Genomic DNA, 17,494 nt, shown 5'->3' with positions numbered 1-17,494 from the left:
CGGGTCGGCCCGGGGTCCTTCGATGTGCCACCACGTGCGCCGGTGGCGTGTGGTGGCACATCGAGCGGTCCTCGCGCCGCGTGAACACCCGGCCGCCATCCGCTCCCCGCCGACCTGCGAACATCGCGGAATGGGTGTCGGACGCAGACTGTCGGTGCTGGTCGTCGTGGTCGCCGCGCTGGGCGCCCTGCCGAGCGTGGCGGGCGCCCAGATCGCCAGTCCGCTGACCCTGCCGACCAACGACCTCGAGGGAACGCTCGGGTTGCTCGGCGGCCAGACCCCGGTCCCCGAGCCGGTCCAGCAGAACGAGCCCGAGCTGAAGCCCGTCCCCGCGGCGGAGTGCGACGCGGCCTCGCAGCCACTCGCCGGCATGCAGGGCCGCGTCACCCTGAAGGACACGCAGTCGCGCGAGGCCGATCGCGGCTGGACCTGCAACGTCAGCGTCGTCAGCCGCCACCCGACCCCGGGCGGCTTCCGCGTCTGGCGCTACGTGGACCGCAACGGCCACAAGTGCGCCTTCTACGACACGTCGCTGCTGACGTCGCTGAACGTGGTCTCACTCATTGCCGGCCCCGGTCAGGGTGTCGTCGTCCTGGACATGTCCGATCCGGCGAAGCCCGTCGAGACGGCCCGGCTGACGACCGTCGCCATGCTCGCCCCGCACGAGTCGCTGAACCTCAACGAGAAGCGCGGCCTCCTGGCCGCCGAGCTCGGGACGGCCGGGACCGCGCCCGGGATCATGGCGATCTACGACGTCGGCGACGACTGCCGCCGGCCGGTGCTGCAGTCCGAGTACCTCGCGGGACCGGTCGGCCACGAGAGCGGCTTCTCCCCCGACGGCAACACGTTCTGGATCGGTGGCGCGCAGGGCATCATCGCGGTCGACGTCACGAACCCGAAGCTGCCGCACACCGTGCGGACGATCAACATCCCGTCGCACGGCGTGAACCTCTCGGCGGACGGCAACACGCTCTACCAGACGAACGCCATCGACGGCGGGATCGGGCTGCTCGACGTCAGCGACATCCAGGCCCGCAAGACGAACCCGATCGTCAAGGAGATCAGCCGCCTCAGCTGGAAGACGACCTCGATTCCGCAGAACTCGAACCCGGTCACGATCGGCGGCAAGCCGTACCTGCTCGAGTACGACGAGTTCGCCTTCCGGTTCAACCCGCTGACGCTCGACAACCTCGCCGGCGCCGCGCGCCTGATCGACATCAGCGACCCGAAGAAGCCGCGCGTGACGTCGAACCTCCGCCTGGAGGTGAACATGCCGGACAGCCACGCGAAGGCCAGCGGCGACCCGTCGTTCGTCCCCGGCTCGCAGACCTCCTACGGCGCGCACTACTGCAACGTCCCGCGCGAGGTCGACCCGCAGATCGCGGCCTGCAGCTTCCTGAACTCAGGCCTGCGCATCTTCGACATCCGCGACCCCGAGAAGCCGCGCGAGATCGCCTACTTCATCGCGCCGCTGAAGACGTCGAATGGCTCGAAGGCGGCGGCCGCGTTCGCGCAGCCGGCCTTCGATCCCGCCCGTCGTGAGGTCTACTACTCCGACGCCACCAGCGGCTTCTGGAGCGTGAAGCTGCGCGACGAGCTGTGGCCGAACCCGACCGGGATGCCGTCGAAGAAGGCGTGCGCCTCGCGCCGCTCGGTCACGATCCGCGTCCGCCGCCCCACGAAGGGCCGCATCACGCGAGTGGTCGCGACGCTCGGCGGCAAGCAGCTCAAGGTGCGCAGCGTCGGCGGCCGCCGCGTCGTCACCGTCAACCTCGCGGGCCGGCCACGCGGGACCACGCGGGTCCGCATCACGGTGCGGACGAGCACGGGCCGCACCTACAGCGACACCCGCACCTACCGGCTCTGCGGGGCGCGCTGAACCCGGCCGGGGCGCCTGACCGCCTGGCAGCCGCGGCGACCCTGACCGGTCGGTCCCGTCAGGGCGGTGGCGGCGGGACCCCGAGCAGGTCGGCGGCGTACAGGACCGCCACGCGCCGTGTCCGCGCCAGCGTCGCACGATCGCCGCGCAGGTCGTCGGCGAAGGCCAGCTCGAGCAGTCCGCTGATCAGCGTGACGAGGAACCGCCAGTCGCTCGCCGCGCCGCCGTTCGCAGCAGTCCGTCGCCGGCGCTTCGCGACCGACGGGGCGCCCGCCGCCACCCGCCGCGTCAGGTCGGCCTGCAGCCGCGCAGCGATCGCGTCGTCCGCCTCGCCGGCGAGCTTCGCGGTCGTCGCGGACATGGCACCCGCGAGCCACAGCGCGCGCATCGCGGGCGCGGCGGCGATCAGGTCCGCATAGCCGTCGATCAGGTCCGCGAGGGTGACATCCCACGGCGCGGCGTCGTCCACGAGCAGCGTGTCGAGCACGTCGACGGTCGCGGCGACGTAGCGTAGGGCGACCGCCTGGATCAGCGCCGGCTTGTCTTCGAAGAACTGGTAGATCGTCCCGGTGGGGACACCCGCTGCGGCCGCGATCGCACGCAGTGTCAGCGCCTCGATGTCCCCCTCGGCGAGCAACTCCGCCGCGGCGTCGAGAATGGCCTCGACCCGCGCGCGGCTTCGCGCCTGCACGGGGACGCGCTTGAGCAGATGCGCATACGGCAGGCCGTCCCCGCGGCCGGGACCGCTCACGCGTCAGGTGACGCCTTGCCCGCGACCGCCGCTCCCATCGCCGCGAAGACCATCGCGCCCACGCCGCCGACGACGAACGCATAGGTCGAGAGCGAGCCGCGGCGGTACTCGGCGATGCCTGCGACCGCGTCGACCGCGTCGATCGCAGCGCCCGCTGCCGCGATCGTCCGCAGGTGGGCCGGCGGCGCAGTCAGCAGCGCCAGAGCGAGCGCGAAGTCACGTGAGGCGAACAAGCGGGTGACGAAGCGGTCCGAGCGCTCGGGGGCGATCCCGAAGACCCTGACCGCGTGGTCGGGCGCCGTCCAGCCGGACAACCCGACCAGCATCCGCCCGCCTCCGAGCACCATCCTCACCGTGTCCATCGCCATCTCCGCTCGTCGTCATGGAACGACGCGGGTGCACGCCGTGAGCACGAATATACACAGCGTTCATGTTCTCGTCTATGCCGCGACGCACACCACGCCCGCGATGATGCAGGCGATGCCGATCGTCTGGATCCGCGCCAGCCGCTCGGACAGCACCACCACCGCGAGCGCGACCGTGACCGCCGGGTTCAGGCTCGCGAGCACCGCGACGACCGAGAGGGACCCGCGCTCGGTCGCCAGCGTGTAGAGCAGCGTCCCGGTCAGCAGCAGCACGCCGGGGACAGCAAGCTGCGGCAGGCGGGCGCGCGGGGCGCGGAGGCTGCGGCCGGTCGCAGCGGCGAACCCGAGGACGGCGAACACGATGACCAGGCGCGCGTCCACGAGCGCCCACCAGCGGCCGTCGTCCGACGCCTCCGGCAGCAGGATCAGCAGCAGGCCGAATCCCAGTGCGCTCATCAGCGCGAACCCGACGCAGGCGCGGAGGTTCTCGCCGGCGGCGACCTCGGGGTCGGGGTCGATCGGACGCCGCGACGCGAGGACGACGCCGATGAGCGCGAGCACCAGGCCGGCCGCCTCGAGCGCCCCGAGCGGGTCGCCCTGCGCCAGGCCGTAGACGACGGGCAGCGCCCCGCCCGTCGCCCCGATCGGTGCGGCGAGGGACACCGGTCCGGCGTCCGCGGCGAGCAGGAACCCGATCAGGCCCATGGCGTTGCCCGCGCCCGCGAGCATGCCGATCAGGATCGCGTCCCCGCCGGGCAGCGACTCGCCGGACACGAGCAGCCCGGTCAGCGCCAGGATGAGCGCGGCCACCTGCCCGGCCAGCAGGACGGCGGCGAGCGGGAAGCGGCGGGCGTAGACCGGGCCGAGGAAGTTCGCGAGGCCATAGCTGATCGACGTCCCGAGGGCGAGCAGGATGGCCATCGGCCCGCCACGCTAGCGGTCCGCGTCAGCGCACCCGGCTGCCGACCACCGTGATGTACAGCGCGATCGCCGTCGCGGCCGCGATCGTGACCACGGTGGAGACACCCAGGACGTAGAGGACGATCAGCACCTTGGCGGCGGCAATCACCGCGATCACAGAGCGGCCGATCACACCCGGGATACGGCGCGACCGCCCCCGCAGACCAAGGGGTGGCAGCGTCAGGTGTCGTTTTTCGACACGTCACGCTGCCACTCCCCTCGTGCGGAAGACGAGGCCCCGCCGGGACACGGCTAGCCTCGGACGGATGAGCGTCGCCGCCGGCCCCCTGTTCGCGTTCGACAACAGCTTCGTCCGTGAGCTCGAGGGCCTGTACGAGCCGTGGCAGGCAGCTCCGGCGCCCGCGCCGGAGCTGCTCGTCCTGAACGACGCGCTCGCGACGGACCTCGGCGTGGACCCCACGGTGCTCAGGACGGCAGACGGCGTCGACGTCCTCGTCGGCAACACCGTCCCGCCCGGCGCGCAGCCCGTCGCCCAGGCCTACGCGGGGCACCAGTTCGGCGGCTACTCACCGCGACTGGGGGACGGCCGTGCCCTGCTGCTCGGCGAGGTCCTCGACGCGCGCGGGCAGCGGCACGACCTGCACCTGAAGGGGTCCGGCCGCACGCCGTTCGCGCGCGGCGGGGACGGCAAGGCGGCCGTCGGCCCGATGCTGCGCGAGTACGTGGTCAGCGAGGCGATGCACGCGCTCGGGATCCCGACCGCACGGTCGCTGGCCGTCGTCGCGACGGGGGAGGACGTCGTGCGCGAGTCCATGCTTCCGGGCGCCGTCCTCAGCCGCGTCGCCGCCAGCCACATCCGGGTCGGGACGTTCGAGTACACGGCAGCACTTCGCGACCCCGAGCTGCTGCGCGCGCTGGCCGACCACGCGATCGCGCGCCACCACCCGGACGCCGCGACCGCGGACAGCCCGTACCTCGCGTTCTTCCAGGGTGTGGTGGACGCGCAGGCGGACCTGATCGCGCGGTGGATGGCCGTCGGGTTCGTCCACGGGGTGATGAACACCGACAACATGGCGGTCTCGGGCCAGACGATCGACTACGGACCGTGCGCGTTCATGGACGTCTACGACCCGGCCACGGTCTTCAGCTCGATCGACCACGGCGGCCGGTACGCCTACGGCAACCAGCCGCAGATCGCGCTCTGGAACCTCGCGCGGCTCGGCGAGTCGCTGCTGCCGCTGATCGCCCCGACCCAGGAGCAGGCGCTCGAACCGGCGACCGCGGTCCTGCGCAGCTTCACCACGCGCTACGAGGATCGGCGACGCGTGCACTTCGGCGCAAAGCTCGGCCTGGCGGACGCAGGGCCGGACGACGACGGCCTGATCGACCGCTTCCTGAACCTGCTGCACGAGCACGACGTCGACTTCACCGCGGGCTTCCGCTCGCTCTCGACGGCGCTGGGCGAGGGCGACCCCACCCGCGCCCTGTTCGCGGACCCGGCCGCCTTCGACGCGTGGGGCGCGGAGTGGCGCCCGCGCGTCGCCGCGCAGCACGACCGCGACAGCGCCGAGGTCGCCGCGGCGATGGACCGCGTGAACCCGGTCTACATCCCCCGCAACCACCTCGTCGAGGACGTCCTCAGCCGCGGCACCTTCGGCGAGCTCGAGCCGCTGCACGCACTGCTCGGCGTGCTCGCCCACCCGTTCGACGAGCGCCCTGGGCTCGAGCGGTACGCGCATCCCGCCCCGGCGGACTTCGGCGACTACCGGACGTTCTGCGGTACCTGACAGGTCCGCGGGCCTGGGAGGCCAAGCACGCCGGCAACGGCGTATTCCGCATCGGTTCGGCGAACCGGGGGTCCATAAGATGTCCCTGCTCCGGCCGCGACCGCGACGCCGCCGTAGGGTCGGTCGCCGCAGGGGCAGAAGGGCTGACGGTCAACAGCAGGATCAAGACGCGGGGCCGGCGGCGTGACGCTGGCTCCGCCTCTCTCTTCGCGTCGGCGATCGGCGGCTCACTAGCGAGACCGACCGGAGCACGGGGCGTCCGATGCGCTTTTGCACAGGTTCCGACGCGGAACGGCCACAAAGGCCGCTGCGGCCCTGCGGAAATAGGTCTAGACGCGACGATGCCTACCCCCGTGCGCACGATGAAGACCTCCGAGGCTGCCGCCCTCCTGCGCGTGAGCCCCAACACGCTGCGCGCCTGGGAGCGCAGGTTCGGCTACCCGATGCCGCGGCGCTCCGACGGCGGCCACCGGCGCTACGTCGCCGCCGACCTGGAGGCACTGCGTGACGCCCTCGAGGACGGGCTCTCGATCCAGTCGGCCATCGGCAAGGCCCGGAGCAGCATCAGCACCGGGAGCGGCAGCCTCGCCAACGCCCTGCTCGCCTTCAACAGCGACGGCGCCGATCGCGCCATGGAGTCCGCCCTCGCCTTCGGCACCGTCGAGAACGCGGTCGAGACCGTCCTGATCCCGGGGACCACGAGCATCCACGACAGCCACGGGACGAACGCCGCCACCTGGGTCTTCGCCGCGCGCTGGGCGCTGGGCTGGATGGACCGAGTCCAGCGGATGGGCGGCGACACCGCCCCGCAGCACGCCGTCCTCATCGGCGAGGCCCTCGGCTCGGTGGTGACTCCGGAACGGGTGACGGTCCGCGCCCTCGAGTTGCTGCTCGCCCGCAGCGGCGTGCGCGTCCTGAGCACGCCCGTGGACGCGACCGAGCGCATCGGGATGATCGCCGACTCCGGGCTCGCCCCCGCGATGCTGCTCGTCGCCGGCAGCGAGGTCAGCAACGACACCGTCGGGCGCTGGGTGTTCGCGGCGTCGGCGATCCTCGGCCGGCCGCCGGTCGTCCTCTACCCGCAGCGCCAGCCCAAGGGCCGGCAGGTACCGCTGCCCACGGTCAGCCTGGCCGTGACCGTCGCGTCGATCCACGAGTCGCTCGCACAGCGGGGGTCCTCGCCGGACCGGGCCGACGACGGCCTGCGGCGAGTCTCCTAAGCACGACGGTGCCTGCGTCCCGACCGTCAGGTCTGCGGCTCGTCACCGCAGCCCCGCAGATCGTCGTCCCGTCGCTCGAGTTCTGCGGGTCGTGCGGCGAGCGACCGGACGGCCCGGTCGGCAACCCGCCGACGTGCCAGCGCTGCGAGATGGGGCTCGTCCTGCGCGCCGGGGCCGACATCGCGCCGGCGCCCGGGGACCAGTTCCTGATCGTCGACAGCGACCTGCGCGTGGCCTCGATCAGCGTGGCGACGGCCGATCGCTTCGGCCTGGACCCGGACGCCATCGTCGGCGTGCCGGTCGTCGACCTGGTCGAGCCCGCGGACGGCAGCGGGCCGCGCGCGCTGTCAGAGACGCTCATCCGGGTCGCGTCCGGCGGGGACGTCGAGCGCCTGGTGCTGCGCCAGCCCGGTGAGTTCGGCTCCCGGCTCCGCGCCCGCGCGGGGCGCTGCGAGCGGCCGCTGGCCTCCATCATCGTGTTCGCCGGTCGTCGGCCGAGCGCCACGCTCCGCGCCTGTTAGCACCGCCATCGCCGGGACGAGCAGCCCGGCCAGCATCACCGAGCCGGCGATGAGCAGGGCGGGTCCGGCGCCGAAGAACGCCGCCGCGGGACCGGCGCCGAGCAGCGACACCGGCGTGAGCAGGTTGCTCGCGGTCGTGTCCAGCGCGCCCACGCGGCCGAGCATCCCCTCCGGCACCCGCTGCTGCAGGCAGCTGGTCCAGAGCGCGCCGCCGACCGCCATGCCGAACCCGTAGAGGCCGGCGAGCGGCAGCAGCTGCCAGCTCGCCTCCGGCACGCCGTACCCCGCGACGGCAAACGCGGCGAGGGACCAGGCGCCCGTCGCGGCCGCCAGTCCCGCGGGGCGGTCGGCGAGCCTGCTGGTCAGGATCCACGCGCCGAGCAGGCCGCCGACGCCGTTGGCGCCGAGCAGCAGCCCGTAGTCCGTCGCCTGCGCTCCGAGGTCGTCGTGCAGGCGGACGGGCAACAGCACCTCGACCGTCCCCCACAGGACGAGGTTGCTCACGAGGCCCGCGACCATGCCGCTCCACAGCCACGGCCGCGCGCGCACGTAGGCCAGGCCGGCGCGCCACTCGCGTCCGGCGTCCGGCTCGTGCTCCTCGACGGGCGGCGGGTCCAGCGGCGGCAGCCCGGCCATGACGATCGCGCAGACGACGAACGTCCCGGCGTCGATCAGCAGCGCCCCCGGCGCCGACCAGACGCTGATCAGCAGGCCGCCGACGGCCGGCCCGAGCAGCCGGTAGCAGAGCGGCCGCGCCACCTGCTCCAGCGCGTTCGCGCGCACGACGTCCTGCTTGGGGACCAGGGCGGCGACCGTCCCCAGGAAGCTGGGCGCGAACAGCGCGTCGCCGATGCCCTGCACGACGGACAGCGCCGCCAGGGGGACCAGGTGCACCTCGTTCCAGCAGGCGATCGCCATGCCGAGCAGCGCTGCCGCGCGGACGAGGTCCGCGAAGATCAGGACGTTGCGGCGCGGGCGCCGGTCGGCCAGCAGCCCGGCCGGCGTCAGGGCGGCGAGGTTGCCGAGCGTCCAGCACAGGATGACCACGCCGAGCGCACCGGGGCCGTGGTCGTCCAGCACCAGCCAGGCGATCGCCACGAAGTAGATGCCGTCGCCGGCGAGCGACAGCGCCTGCGCGGTCCACAGCCGGGCGAAGCCCGCGTGGCGGAGGACCCCGAGCCGCACGTCAGCTGGTCCGGCGGCCCTGGGCGCGGCGCTGGACGTCGAGCTCGGCGGCGTAGTCGGCCGCGGCGCGGTGACGGTACTCGAGGTCGCGGCCGGCGAGGACGGCGATCAGCGCCTCGACGACGTCGGGGTCCAGCTGCCCGCCGGCCACGCGGCGCAGCTCGCGGACCGCCTCGATCCCGCTCAGCTGCTCCCGGTAGGTGTCGGGCGCGCTGATCGTGTCGTAGACCTCGGCGCACGCGACGATCCGGGCGATCGGGTGGATCTCGTCCCCGGCGAGGCCGTTCGGGTAGCCCGTCCCGTCGACGCGCTCGTGGTGCTGGGAGACGATCTCCGCCACCGGGCCGTACTCGGTGAGGTCCGCCAGGAGCTCGGCGCCGATCGTGGGGTGCGCCTCGATGCTGTCCCACTCGCCGGTGCGATGCCCAAGCGGCTCGGCCGCGTTCAGCACGAGGTCCGACAGCGCGAACTTCCCGATGTCGTGCAGCAGGCCGCTGATGTGGGCGAGGTCCTGCTCCGCGTTCGTGTGCCCCAGCTGCGCCGCGATGTCCCGGCTGAATCCGGCGACCGCGGCGCTGTGCCGGGCGGCCGACGGGCTGCGCAGGTCGAGCGTCCGGACCAGGGAGCTCAGGACGCCCCAGGACATCGCGGTCATCTGCTCGGCGCGGTCGGTGGCGAGCGCCGCCTGCTGGCGCGAGCGGACCACGAGCTGCGCCATGTACGCGAAGGCGCCGGCGAGGATCGACGCGACGACGAGCCCGGTGACCGCCGAGCCCCGGTAGATCACGGCGATCGCGAAGATGAAGCCCACCTGGACGACGAGCGTCTGCCAGATGTCGCGGACCACCTCGAGCAGGACGTCCCAGCCGGCCCGCCCGGTCCGCAGCGCGATCAGCACGGTGAAGACGATCACGCTGAGCGCGGCGGCGACGATGGGCAGCAGGACCGCTCCGGCCAGGAACGCGGCGTGGTCGTCCGGGTTGTCGTGCGGGCTCAGGCCGAGCCCGTAGACCAGTGCCGCAGCGAGCGTTGCCGGGACGACGTTCGCGCTCAGGTTGATGGCGAGCGCGACCTTCGCGTACTCATTGCGCTGGTGGCGCTCGCGGCCGTAGCTCATGAGCGTGCCGCCCGCGGCGCTGACGAGCGGGCTCGCCGGACCCCCGAAGAGTGCGCCGGCCTGGGCGACGACGTCGATGGCGGTGACGTGCAGGAACGGAGCGAACCGCACCTGCGCGCCATCGGCGGCCGCCGCGATGAACGCGAGGACGACCGCCGGCCAGAGTGGGGAGGGCGCGCCGTAGCGGTGGAGCGCCCACGCGCTCACGGCCCCCAGCAGAGCGAGGGCGGTGACCGCAGCACGACGGGGCATGGGGGAACGAGGACGGCGCAGAACCGCCACACAGCGTGGCGGATCCAGGTGCGCTGCGCACGAGCGTCGGCGACGCCGGTGACTAGCGGGTGTTCGGACCGAACATGGCTCTGCTCCTCTCCCTGACGACGTGGACGCCGGGACGCCGAAACGAAGAGGCCCGGCCGGTTGACTTGCACATTCTCGCACGGAATCCGTGCAAATTCGGCTTCAGCCGCGCCAACGACGTGATGGTCTGATAGGAGCGCCGTCGGCTTGGCCGTTGCATCGGCTCTTGCAGCCCCGACCTTGACAGCGCGGTCGGCTCGCGTCGCGCGGCGGTTCCGCAGACTGCCGTGGGCCGGGGGTCGCACGCTACGGTGGCCGCAGAGATGAGGCGAGCGCCGGTGGTCTTTCTGGAGAATCTGCGGCCGATGCGAGCACTCTTCTGCCGGCCGGTCGGCCTGCTGGCCGCGACGATCGCGCTGGTCGTCGCGCCCCCGGCCGGGGCAGCGGACTGCAGCGCCGAGCGCTGGGTCACGAGCTGGGCCGCGTCCCCCAGCCACGGCCGCCCCGCCCCGGCCGGCCCCGTCGCCACCGGCCCCGCCACCGGCGGCGGGCGGACCTACCGCCTGGTCATCACCCCGCACCTGCGCGGCACGACCGTCCGGGTGCGGCTCTCCAACCGCTTCGGCAGCGGCCCGGTGACGTTCGCCGCGGCGACCATCGCGCAGCGCCGGAGGGGGGCCTCGCTCAAGCCCGGGACGATCAGGTCGCTGCGGTTCGGCGGTCGTCCCGCCGTGACCGTCCCGGCCGGCCGGGACGTCGTGAGCGACGCCGCCGGTCTCGCGTTCAGCGCCTTCGACGACCTGGCCGTCAGCGTCCACGTCGCCGGCCCGGTCGCGCGGATCACCGAGCACTTCGTCGCGCAGCAGCTCTCCTACAGCGCGCTGCCCGGCGCCGGCGATCGCACCCGCGACACGTCCGCCCTGCGCTTCGGCGCGCAGCTGACGGCCCGGCCCTTCGTCACCGGCCTCGAGGTCCGTGCGCCGGGCCAGGCCGGTGCCATCGCGGCGCTGGGGGACTCGCTCACCGACGGCTACAGCGGCCCGGGGGCCACGGCCGGTGCCGGCACCGGTCGCGCCGCGGCACGCTGGCCGGACGCGCTGCGCCGGCGTCTCATCGCCGCCGGCCGGCCGCTCGCCGTCGTCAACGCCGGCGTCAGCGGCAACCGCATCCTGCGCGACGGCGACGACCCGGTGACGCCGCTCTCTGCCGCGTACGGGCCGGCCGCGCGCGACCGCCTGCGCGCCGACGTGCTCGCGCAGTCCGGGGTCACCGGGGTGATCGTCCTCGAGGGCATCAACGACATCGGGATGCCGCCCCAGGCCGGCGCGGCGGAAGTGATCGGGGGGCTGACGGGACTCGTCGAGCAGGTCCGCGCGGCGGGCTTACCGGTGTGGCTCGCCACGCTGACGCCGATCGACGGCAGCGTCTTCGACAGCCCCGCCGCACAGACCACGCGGACGGCGGTCAACGCCTGGATCCGCTCGCAGCGGATCGGCGCGGGCGTCGTCGACACCGACGCCGCGGTTCGGGACCCGGCCGCGCCCGGCCGGCTGCTGCCCGCCTTCGACTCCGGCGACCACCTGCACTTGTCACCCGCGGGCTACCGCGCGCTCGCCGCCGCGGTCGACCTCGCGCAGCTGCCCCTCGCGACGTGCGCGGCGGCGCCGCCGGTCGCCTCACGGCTGCAGCTGTCGGTGTCCGTGTCGCCGTCCCCCGCGCCGGCCGGCACGCTTGCCACGTTCCGGATCCGGGTGCGCGCCGTGACCCGCGGACGTGCGGCCCCGGTCGCCGGTGCGCTCGTCAGGATGGCCGGCCGCAGGGGCAGGACCGACGCCACCGGCACGGTGACGCTGCGCGTCCGGGTCCCGCGGACGGGGACGCTGAGGGTGCTCGCCACCGATCGCGGGCACCGGCCCGGCCGTACGGTGGTGCGGGTCCCCGCATCCCGGGCACGCTGAGCGCCGCCTCCGGGACGGTCCGCGCGGCTCCCGGGGCCGCCGGCCCCGGGGACGGCGGCCCCGGGGACGGCGGCGCGGGCGCCCTCAGGCCGGGGTGGGCTCGACCGGCTCGGCCGCGGCCGCGACCGCCGGGGCGGGCGCCGGGTTCTGGAAGACCATCCCGGCGTCGGCGATCTGGCCGCGGCGCAGCGTGACGAGGTCCCGCGCGTAGTTCTGGCGCAGCTTCCACGGCGCCTTCGAGCCCTGCTTGGGGAACGCGTCGAGGGCGCGCAGCACGTAACCCGCCTGGAAGTCCATGAACGGCTCCTCGGTGACCGACCGGTCGTGGTTCTCAGGGACGGCGATCGCGAAGCCACCGGCATCCATGTGGTTCAGCAGACGGCAGATGTACGCGCTGGTCAGGTCGGCCTTGAGCGTCCACGACGCGTTCGTGTAGCCGATCGTGAACGCGAAATTCGGCAGGCCGCTGAGCATCATGCCCTTGTACGTGAGCAGGTCGGGCAGGGCGATCTGCTTGCCGTCGACGGTGAACTGCATGCCGCCGAGTGCCAGCAGGTTCAGGCCGGTCGCGGTGACGATGATGTCGGCCTCGAGCTCGGCGCCGGACTGCAGCCGGATCCCGGACGGGGTGAACGTCTCGATGTGGTCCGTCACGATCGAGGCGCGGCCCTTGCGCAGCACGCGGAACAGGTCGCCGTTCGGCACCAGGCACAGGCGCTGGTCCCAGGGGTTGTAGCGCGGCGTGAAGTGGGTGTCGACGTCGTAGTCGGGCGACAGCTGCCGCGTGACGCCCGCCTTGATGAACTTCTTCATCAGCGCCGGGCGCCGCTGGCTGACCTGGTAGCTGAGGGTCGCGAGGCCGACGTTCTTCCAGCGGACGATCGGATACGCGACCTTCGCGGGCAGCACGCGCCCGAGCGCCTTCGCGATCGGGTCCTCGTCCGGCATCGACACGATGTAGGTGGGGGACCGCTGCAGCATGGTGACGTGCGCGGCCTGTTCGGCCATCGCCGGGACGAGCGTCACCGCCGTCGCGCCGCTGCCGATCACGACGACCTTCTTGCCCGCGTAGTCGAGGTCCTCGGGCCAGTGCTGCGGGTGCACGACGGTGCCCTCAAAGTCGGCGAGCCCCGGGAAGGCGGGGGTGAAGCCCTCGTCGTAGCGGTAGTAGCCCGTGTTCGTGAACAGGAAGCCGCATGTGAACCGGCTGGGCTCGCCGCCGGCCGTGGACTCCGCGGTGACGGTCCAGCGGGCGTCGGTGCTCGACCACTCGGCGCCGACGACCTTCAGGCCGAAGCGGATGTGCCGGTCGATCCCGCCCTCGCGCGCCGTGTCGCGCACGTAGCTGAGGATCGCGGGGCCGTCCGCGATCGCCTTGTCGGACGTCCACGGACGGAAGCGGTAGCCGAGCGTGTGCATGTCCGAGTCCGAGCGGATCCCGGGGTAGCGGAACAGGTCCCAGGTGCCGCCGATGCGCTCGCGGGACTCGAGGATCGCGTAGCTCTTGCCGGGGCAGCTCTCCTGCAGGTGGTGCGCGGCGCCGATGCCGGAGAGGCCGGCGCCGACGATCAGGACGTCGAAGTGCTCGAGGGACATGCCCCCATTGTTACGCCCCCGGACGCTTCACGCGACCGGCGGCTTGGCCCGCAGCGCCGGGATGGCGATGCCGGCGAGGCCGCGGAGGCTCGCGAGCGTGATGTTCAGCCAATCGAACGAGTCGCGCCAGACCGTGATCTGGCCGTCGACGACCTCGAAGCGGCCGTACACCCAGAACTGCGTGCGGAACGGGCCGACCGTCAGGACGTCCGTCCGCTCGTTCAGCGCCACGTGGCCGTCGGCGCCGGTCGCGTGGATGTACACCTCGAAGCCGGCGGACGGGCGGCCGAGCGTGGCCTTCGCCACCTTGCGCACCCGCTCGCGCCCGACGATCTTCGGGAGCGACACGTTGATGTAGATGACGTCCGGGGCCAGCAGGTCGGCGGCCGCGTCGAGGTCCCCGGCCATCAGCAGGTCCAGGAAGCGCGACGCGACGGCGACCGGATCCTCCGTCGCGACGGGGGTGGACGGGGCGTCGGCGAGGGTCATCCGCGCAGGGTAGCCCTCCTGCGCGCGTTGCTCGCGCGTGCCGGCTCAGCGCACCTCGATGCCGGCCCGGATGAAGTCGATGAGGCCTTCGGACAGCTCGCGGCGCTCCGCAGCGCTGACGCCGCCGCGCACGGCCTCCAGCAGGCTCGGCAGGACGAGGGCGTTGACGCCGCGCCCGACCGCCTTGACGTTCAGGTCCCGGCGGACGAAGCCGGCCCGCACGCCGTGCTCCAGGTACGACGCGGTGACGGCGCCGAACGTGTCGACGAGTCCGAGGATCCGGTACGTGAGCTCCTCGTCGATCGCCGTCGCCTCGAGCAGGATGACCTGGACCAGGCCTGGCTCTTCGTCGAGCAGCGCGAACAGCCGCTCGGTGATCGCCCGCAACTGGTCGACCAGGTCGTCGAGGCTCGCCGCCGCCTCGGGTCGCGCGTCCCCCTGGATCGCCTTCGAGATCCGCGCCACGCCGAAGTCGATGACGTGGTCCAGGACGTCGCGCTTGGACTCGAAGTAGCGGTAGAAGGTGCCGTGGCCGATGTCCAGCCGCTCGGCGATGTCCGCGATGCCGGCGGCCGTGTAGCCCCGGGTGGAGAAGACCTCGTAGGCGGCCTCGACCAGCTCGCGCTTGCGACGCTCGACGAGCTCCGGGTTCGGCGGTCGCCCGCGCTTGCGGCGGGGCGCGTTCCCGGTGGCCTCGGTCGCGGACATCGTCGCCGTACGGTACGGCATGCGGGCGACGGCGATGACGAGCCGGCGCCGGTCAGGCATATGATCGACTGATGCATCAGGAAAATCGCGGCGAGCTGCTCCCGAAGGCCGTGCGGATCGCGCTCGGAGCGGCGGGCCGGGACGTATCCGCGCATGCGTTGCGGCAGGCGGTGGCCGGGCAGGTGGTGCTGATCACCGGCGCGTCGTCGGGCATCGGTGCTGCGACCGCGCGCCGGGTGGCGACGGCCGGCGGGACCGTCCTCCTGGTCGCCCGCTCGGTCGGGTCGCTGCAGGCGCTGCGGGACGAGATCCAGGACGCCGGGGGCCGCGCGCACGTCCACCCGGCGGACCTGCGCGACCTCGAGCAGGTCGACCGCCTCGTCGCCGAGGTCCTCGCGCAGCACGGCCGGGTCGACGTGATCGTGAGCTGCGCGGGGCTCTCGATCCGGCGCTGGGTCAGCCAGTCCTATGACCGCTTCCACGACATCGAGCGCTCCAACGCGGTCAACGTCCTCGGTCCGTCGCGGCTGATCCTGGGCCTGCTGCCGTCGATGCGCGAGCGCGGCAGCGGCCACATCGTGAACGTCTCCACGGTCGGCGCGAACCTGCCCGGCGTGCAGTGGTCGGCGTACGTGTCGTCCAAGACCGGCTTCGACAACTGGCTGCGCGGGGTCTCGCCCGAGATCCGCGCGGACGGCGTCACGACGTCGACCATCTACATGATGCTCGTCCGCACCGCGATGCTCGGGGAGTCGCGGTCGTGGCGGTACCTGCCGGGGATGAGCGCGGACGAGGCCGCCGGCATGGTCGCGCGGTCGATCGTCGAGCGCCCGCGGGTGATAGGGGCGTGGTGGGGCCGGACCGCCGCGCCGGCGCTGATGCTGACGCCCGAGGTCGTCGAGCGGTCGCTTGCCGCCTACGCGAAGGTCGCGAACCCGGCGAGCGCCCGTAGCGGCCTGCTGGGCACGCTCGTCGGAGCGGCGGGCCGGGGTGCGGCCTTCGCGGACGACGCGGTGGGCGCGGCGCTGACGGTCGCGGGCACCGGTGCCGTCCGGCCGCTGCGGCCCGACCGGCCCGTGCGCGCGCTCCTCGCCGCCCGTCGGCACGGTGCGTCGCCGGCGACCACCGGCGCGGTGGGGGCGGCGCTCTGGGGTGGCCGGTCGGCGGTGGTCGACGACCGCGGGACGCTGACCTACGACGAGCTCCAGAGGACCGCGACCGACCTGGCCGCCGCCCTGCACGACCGGACGGGCCTCGGCCCCGGGCGACGCCTGGCGCTCATGTGCCGCAACCACCGTGGCTTCCTGCAGGCGGCGCTCGCCGGTGCGCAGCTGGGGGCGGACCTCGTCCCCCTGAACACCGACTTCGCGGGGCCCCAGCTCGGCGCCGTGCTGGCGCGGGAGGGGGTCGACGTGGTGGTTCACGACGAGGAGTTCGGGCCGCTCTTCGACAGCACCGACTTCGGCGGGCAGCGGGTTCTGGCGTGGCAGGACGGCGGGCCGGACGCCCTTGGCGGCGAGACCGTCGACGGCCTGATCGCGGCCGGTGCGAGCCTGCCGCGCGCGCCGCTGCCCGGACAGCCCGGTCGCAGCATCCTGCTCACCAGCGGGACGACCGGCACACCGAAGGGTGCGCCGCGCAACGTGTCGCTGGGCGCCGGCGAGCTGCTCGCGATGATCCCCGCCGGCGTCCGCACCCTGGCCCGCCTGCGGCCCGTCCCGCACGCCGGTGACCCCGTCCTGATCGCCCCGCCGCTCTACCACATGTACGGCTTCGCAGCCGCGTTCGCCGGGCTGGCCGCCGGGTCCCCGCTGGTGCTGCGGCGGCGCTTCGACGCCGAGGACGTCCTGGCCACGATCGCGGCCGAGAGGGTCGGGATCCTGTGCGTCGTCCCGACGATGCTCAAGCGGATCGTCGACCTCCCGGACGCCGTGCGCGCGCGACACGACACGAGCACGCTGCGGATGGTCCCGTGCGGCGCGGCGCCGCTGTCGCCGCAGCTCGCGCAGGAGTTCATGGACAAGTTCGGCGAGAAGCTGTTCAACGGCTACGGGTCGACCGAGGTCGGGGGCGTGTCGCTGGCGACCCCCGCCGACCTGCGAGCGGCCCCCGGGACGATCGGCCGGGCGGCACCGGGCGTCGTCGTCCGGATCGTCGACGACGCCGGGCACGAGGTCCCGACGGGCGTCACGGGCCGCATGTTCGTCGGCAGCGCGCAGCTCTTCGACGGCTACAGCGGCGGCGGGTCGAAGGAGATGCTGGACGGCCTGATGTCGATCGGCGACGTCGGTCACGCCGACCGTGCCGGGCGGCTGTTCATCGACGGTCGCGACGACGAGATGATCGTCAGCGGCGGGGAGAACGTCTTCCCGCAGGAGGTCGAGGAGCTGCTGGCCGACCACCCGGCGATCGCGGACGCGGCGGCGGTCGGCGTCCCGGACGAGCAGTTCGGCCAGCGGCTCGTCGCGTTCGTGGTGCTGAAGCCGGGCGCGGAGTCGCCCGGGGAGGACGAGCTGAAGGAGCACGTACGCGCGCACCTCGCGCGCTACAAGGTCCCGCGCGAGGTGCGCGTGGTCGACGTCCTGCCGCGGACCAGCACGGGCAAGATCCGTCGCGCGCAGCTACGCGCGCTACTGGCGGACAAGCCGACCCCCTGACCACCACCGCGCCACCGAGTGATAGCTGGCGCACGGACGG

General features: G+C 73.4%; 14 protein-coding genes. 5 read left to right on the top strand and 9 right to left on the bottom strand.

Annotated features, from left to right (window positions below):
- Positions 1-130: 130 nt before the first annotated feature.
- Positions 131-1,879 (top strand): hypothetical protein, encoded by a 1,749-nt coding sequence (locus DSM112329_RS23505; RefSeq protein ID WP_354698992.1) that lies wholly within the window; start codon positions 131-133, stop codon positions 1,877-1,879.
- 58 nt (positions 1,880-1,937) lie between these two features.
- On the opposite strand, the gene DSM112329_RS23500 is transcribed toward DSM112329_RS23505, so the two are convergent.
- The 4 genes from DSM112329_RS23500 to DSM112329_RS23485 form a co-directional block, all read right to left on the bottom strand.
- Complete coding sequence (locus DSM112329_RS23500) at positions 1,938-2,630, bottom strand: TetR/AcrR family transcriptional regulator (RefSeq protein ID WP_354698991.1); 693 nt, start codon at positions 2,628-2,630, stop codon at positions 1,938-1,940.
- Positions 2,627-2,992, bottom strand: coding sequence for a hypothetical protein (locus DSM112329_RS23495; RefSeq protein ID WP_354698990.1), 366 nt, complete (start codon positions 2,990-2,992; stop codon positions 2,627-2,629). Before DSM112329_RS23495 ends, DSM112329_RS23500 begins: the two co-directional genes overlap by 4 nt.
- Before the next feature lie 78 nt (positions 2,993-3,070).
- Complete coding sequence (locus tag DSM112329_RS23490) at positions 3,071-3,916, bottom strand: EamA family transporter (RefSeq protein WP_354698989.1); 846 nt, start codon at positions 3,914-3,916, stop codon at positions 3,071-3,073.
- Positions 3,917-3,941: 25 nt separating this feature from the next.
- Positions 3,942-4,088 (bottom strand): hypothetical protein, encoded by a 147-nt coding sequence (locus DSM112329_RS23485; RefSeq protein ID WP_354698988.1) that lies wholly within the window; start codon positions 4,086-4,088, stop codon positions 3,942-3,944.
- 133 nt (positions 4,089-4,221) lie between these two features.
- Between DSM112329_RS23485 and DSM112329_RS23480 the strand changes: the two genes are divergently transcribed.
- Both DSM112329_RS23480 and DSM112329_RS23475 read left to right on the top strand, forming a co-directional pair.
- Positions 4,222-5,703 carry a protein adenylyltransferase SelO gene (locus tag DSM112329_RS23480; protein WP_354698987.1) on the top strand — a complete coding sequence of 494 codons (1,482 nt, stop codon included), beginning with the start codon at positions 4,222-4,224 and terminating at the stop codon, positions 5,701-5,703.
- A gap of 362 nt (positions 5,704-6,065) precedes the next feature.
- On the top strand, positions 6,066-6,923 hold the full coding sequence (locus DSM112329_RS23475) for a MerR family transcriptional regulator (RefSeq protein WP_354698986.1): 858 nt from the start codon (positions 6,066-6,068) through the stop codon (positions 6,921-6,923).
- A 347-nt stretch (positions 6,924-7,270) separates the two neighbouring features.
- On the opposite strand, the gene DSM112329_RS23470 is transcribed toward DSM112329_RS23475, so the two are convergent.
- A complete protein-coding gene (locus DSM112329_RS23470; protein WP_354698985.1) occupies positions 7,271-8,629 on the bottom strand; it encodes an MFS transporter in 1,359 nt (452 codons plus the stop codon).
- 1 nt (position 8,630) lies between these two features.
- Positions 8,631-9,998 (bottom strand): HD domain-containing phosphohydrolase, encoded by a 1,368-nt coding sequence (locus DSM112329_RS23465; RefSeq protein ID WP_354698984.1) that lies wholly within the window; start codon positions 9,996-9,998, stop codon positions 8,631-8,633.
- 413 nt (positions 9,999-10,411) lie between these two features.
- Between DSM112329_RS23465 and DSM112329_RS23460 the strand changes: the two genes are divergently transcribed.
- A complete protein-coding gene (locus tag DSM112329_RS23460) occupies positions 10,412-12,004 on the top strand; it encodes a GDSL-type esterase/lipase family protein (protein ID WP_354698983.1) in 1,593 nt (530 codons plus the stop codon).
- 84 nt (positions 12,005-12,088) lie between these two features.
- On the opposite strand, the gene DSM112329_RS23455 is transcribed toward DSM112329_RS23460, so the two are convergent.
- The 3 genes from DSM112329_RS23455 to DSM112329_RS23445 are packed head-to-tail and all read right to left on the bottom strand — an operon-like array spanning position 12,089 to position 14,857.
- Entirely contained in the window at positions 12,089-13,600 is a 1,512-nt protein-coding gene (locus DSM112329_RS23455; protein WP_354698982.1) for an NAD(P)/FAD-dependent oxidoreductase, read from the bottom strand.
- A 27-nt stretch (positions 13,601-13,627) separates the two neighbouring features.
- On the bottom strand, positions 13,628-14,089 hold the full coding sequence (locus DSM112329_RS23450) for a limonene-1,2-epoxide hydrolase family protein (protein WP_354698981.1): 462 nt from the start codon (positions 14,087-14,089) through the stop codon (positions 13,628-13,630).
- 45 nt (positions 14,090-14,134) lie between these two features.
- Positions 14,135-14,857, bottom strand: a complete 723-nt coding sequence (locus tag DSM112329_RS23445; protein WP_354698980.1) for a TetR/AcrR family transcriptional regulator — start codon at positions 14,855-14,857, stop codon at positions 14,135-14,137.
- Between the two features lie 11 nt (positions 14,858-14,868).
- Between DSM112329_RS23445 and DSM112329_RS23440 the strand changes: the two genes are divergently transcribed.
- Complete coding sequence (locus DSM112329_RS23440) at positions 14,869-17,454, top strand: SDR family NAD(P)-dependent oxidoreductase (protein ID WP_354698979.1); 2,586 nt, start codon at positions 14,869-14,871, stop codon at positions 17,452-17,454.
- Positions 17,455-17,494 lie beyond the last annotated feature (40 nt).

The sequence above is a fragment of the Paraconexibacter sp. AEG42_29 genome (genome assembly GCF_040581415.1).
Lineage (GTDB): Bacteria > Actinomycetota > Thermoleophilia > Solirubrobacterales > Solirubrobacteraceae > Paraconexibacter.
Note: the sequence above shows the minus strand (reverse complement) of the source record. Positions and strands in the feature narration are given on the sequence as shown.

What these genes read in the sequence shown, in the direction of transcription:
- DSM112329_RS23465 (WP_354698984.1), bottom strand. Translation starts at nt 9,998, where the DNA reads ATGCCCCGTCGTGCTGCGGTCACCGCCCTCGCTCTGCTGGGGGCCGTG.
- DSM112329_RS23475 (WP_354698986.1), top strand. Translation starts at nt 6,066, where the DNA reads ATGAAGACCTCCGAGGCTGCCGCCCTCCTGCGCGTGAGCCCCAACACG.
- DSM112329_RS23445 (WP_354698980.1), bottom strand. Translation starts at nt 14,857, where the DNA reads ATGCCTGACCGGCGCCGGCTCGTCATCGCCGTCGCCCGCATGCCGTAC.
- DSM112329_RS23505 (WP_354698992.1), top strand. Translation starts at nt 131, where the DNA reads ATGGGTGTCGGACGCAGACTGTCGGTGCTGGTCGTCGTGGTCGCCGCG.
- DSM112329_RS23460 (WP_354698983.1), top strand. Translation starts at nt 10,412, where the DNA reads ATGCGAGCACTCTTCTGCCGGCCGGTCGGCCTGCTGGCCGCGACGATC.
- DSM112329_RS23450 (WP_354698981.1), bottom strand. Translation starts at nt 14,089, where the DNA reads ATGACCCTCGCCGACGCCCCGTCCACCCCCGTCGCGACGGAGGATCCG.
- DSM112329_RS23440 (WP_354698979.1), top strand. Translation starts at nt 14,869, where the DNA reads ATGCATCAGGAAAATCGCGGCGAGCTGCTCCCGAAGGCCGTGCGGATC.
- DSM112329_RS23455 (WP_354698982.1), bottom strand. Translation starts at nt 13,600, where the DNA reads ATGTCCCTCGAGCACTTCGACGTCCTGATCGTCGGCGCCGGCCTCTCC.
- DSM112329_RS23490 (WP_354698989.1), bottom strand. Translation starts at nt 3,916, where the DNA reads ATGGCCATCCTGCTCGCCCTCGGGACGTCGATCAGCTATGGCCTCGCG.
- DSM112329_RS23480 (WP_354698987.1), top strand. Translation starts at nt 4,222, where the DNA reads ATGAGCGTCGCCGCCGGCCCCCTGTTCGCGTTCGACAACAGCTTCGTC.
- DSM112329_RS23495 (WP_354698990.1), bottom strand. Translation starts at nt 2,992, where the DNA reads ATGGACACGGTGAGGATGGTGCTCGGAGGCGGGCGGATGCTGGTCGGG.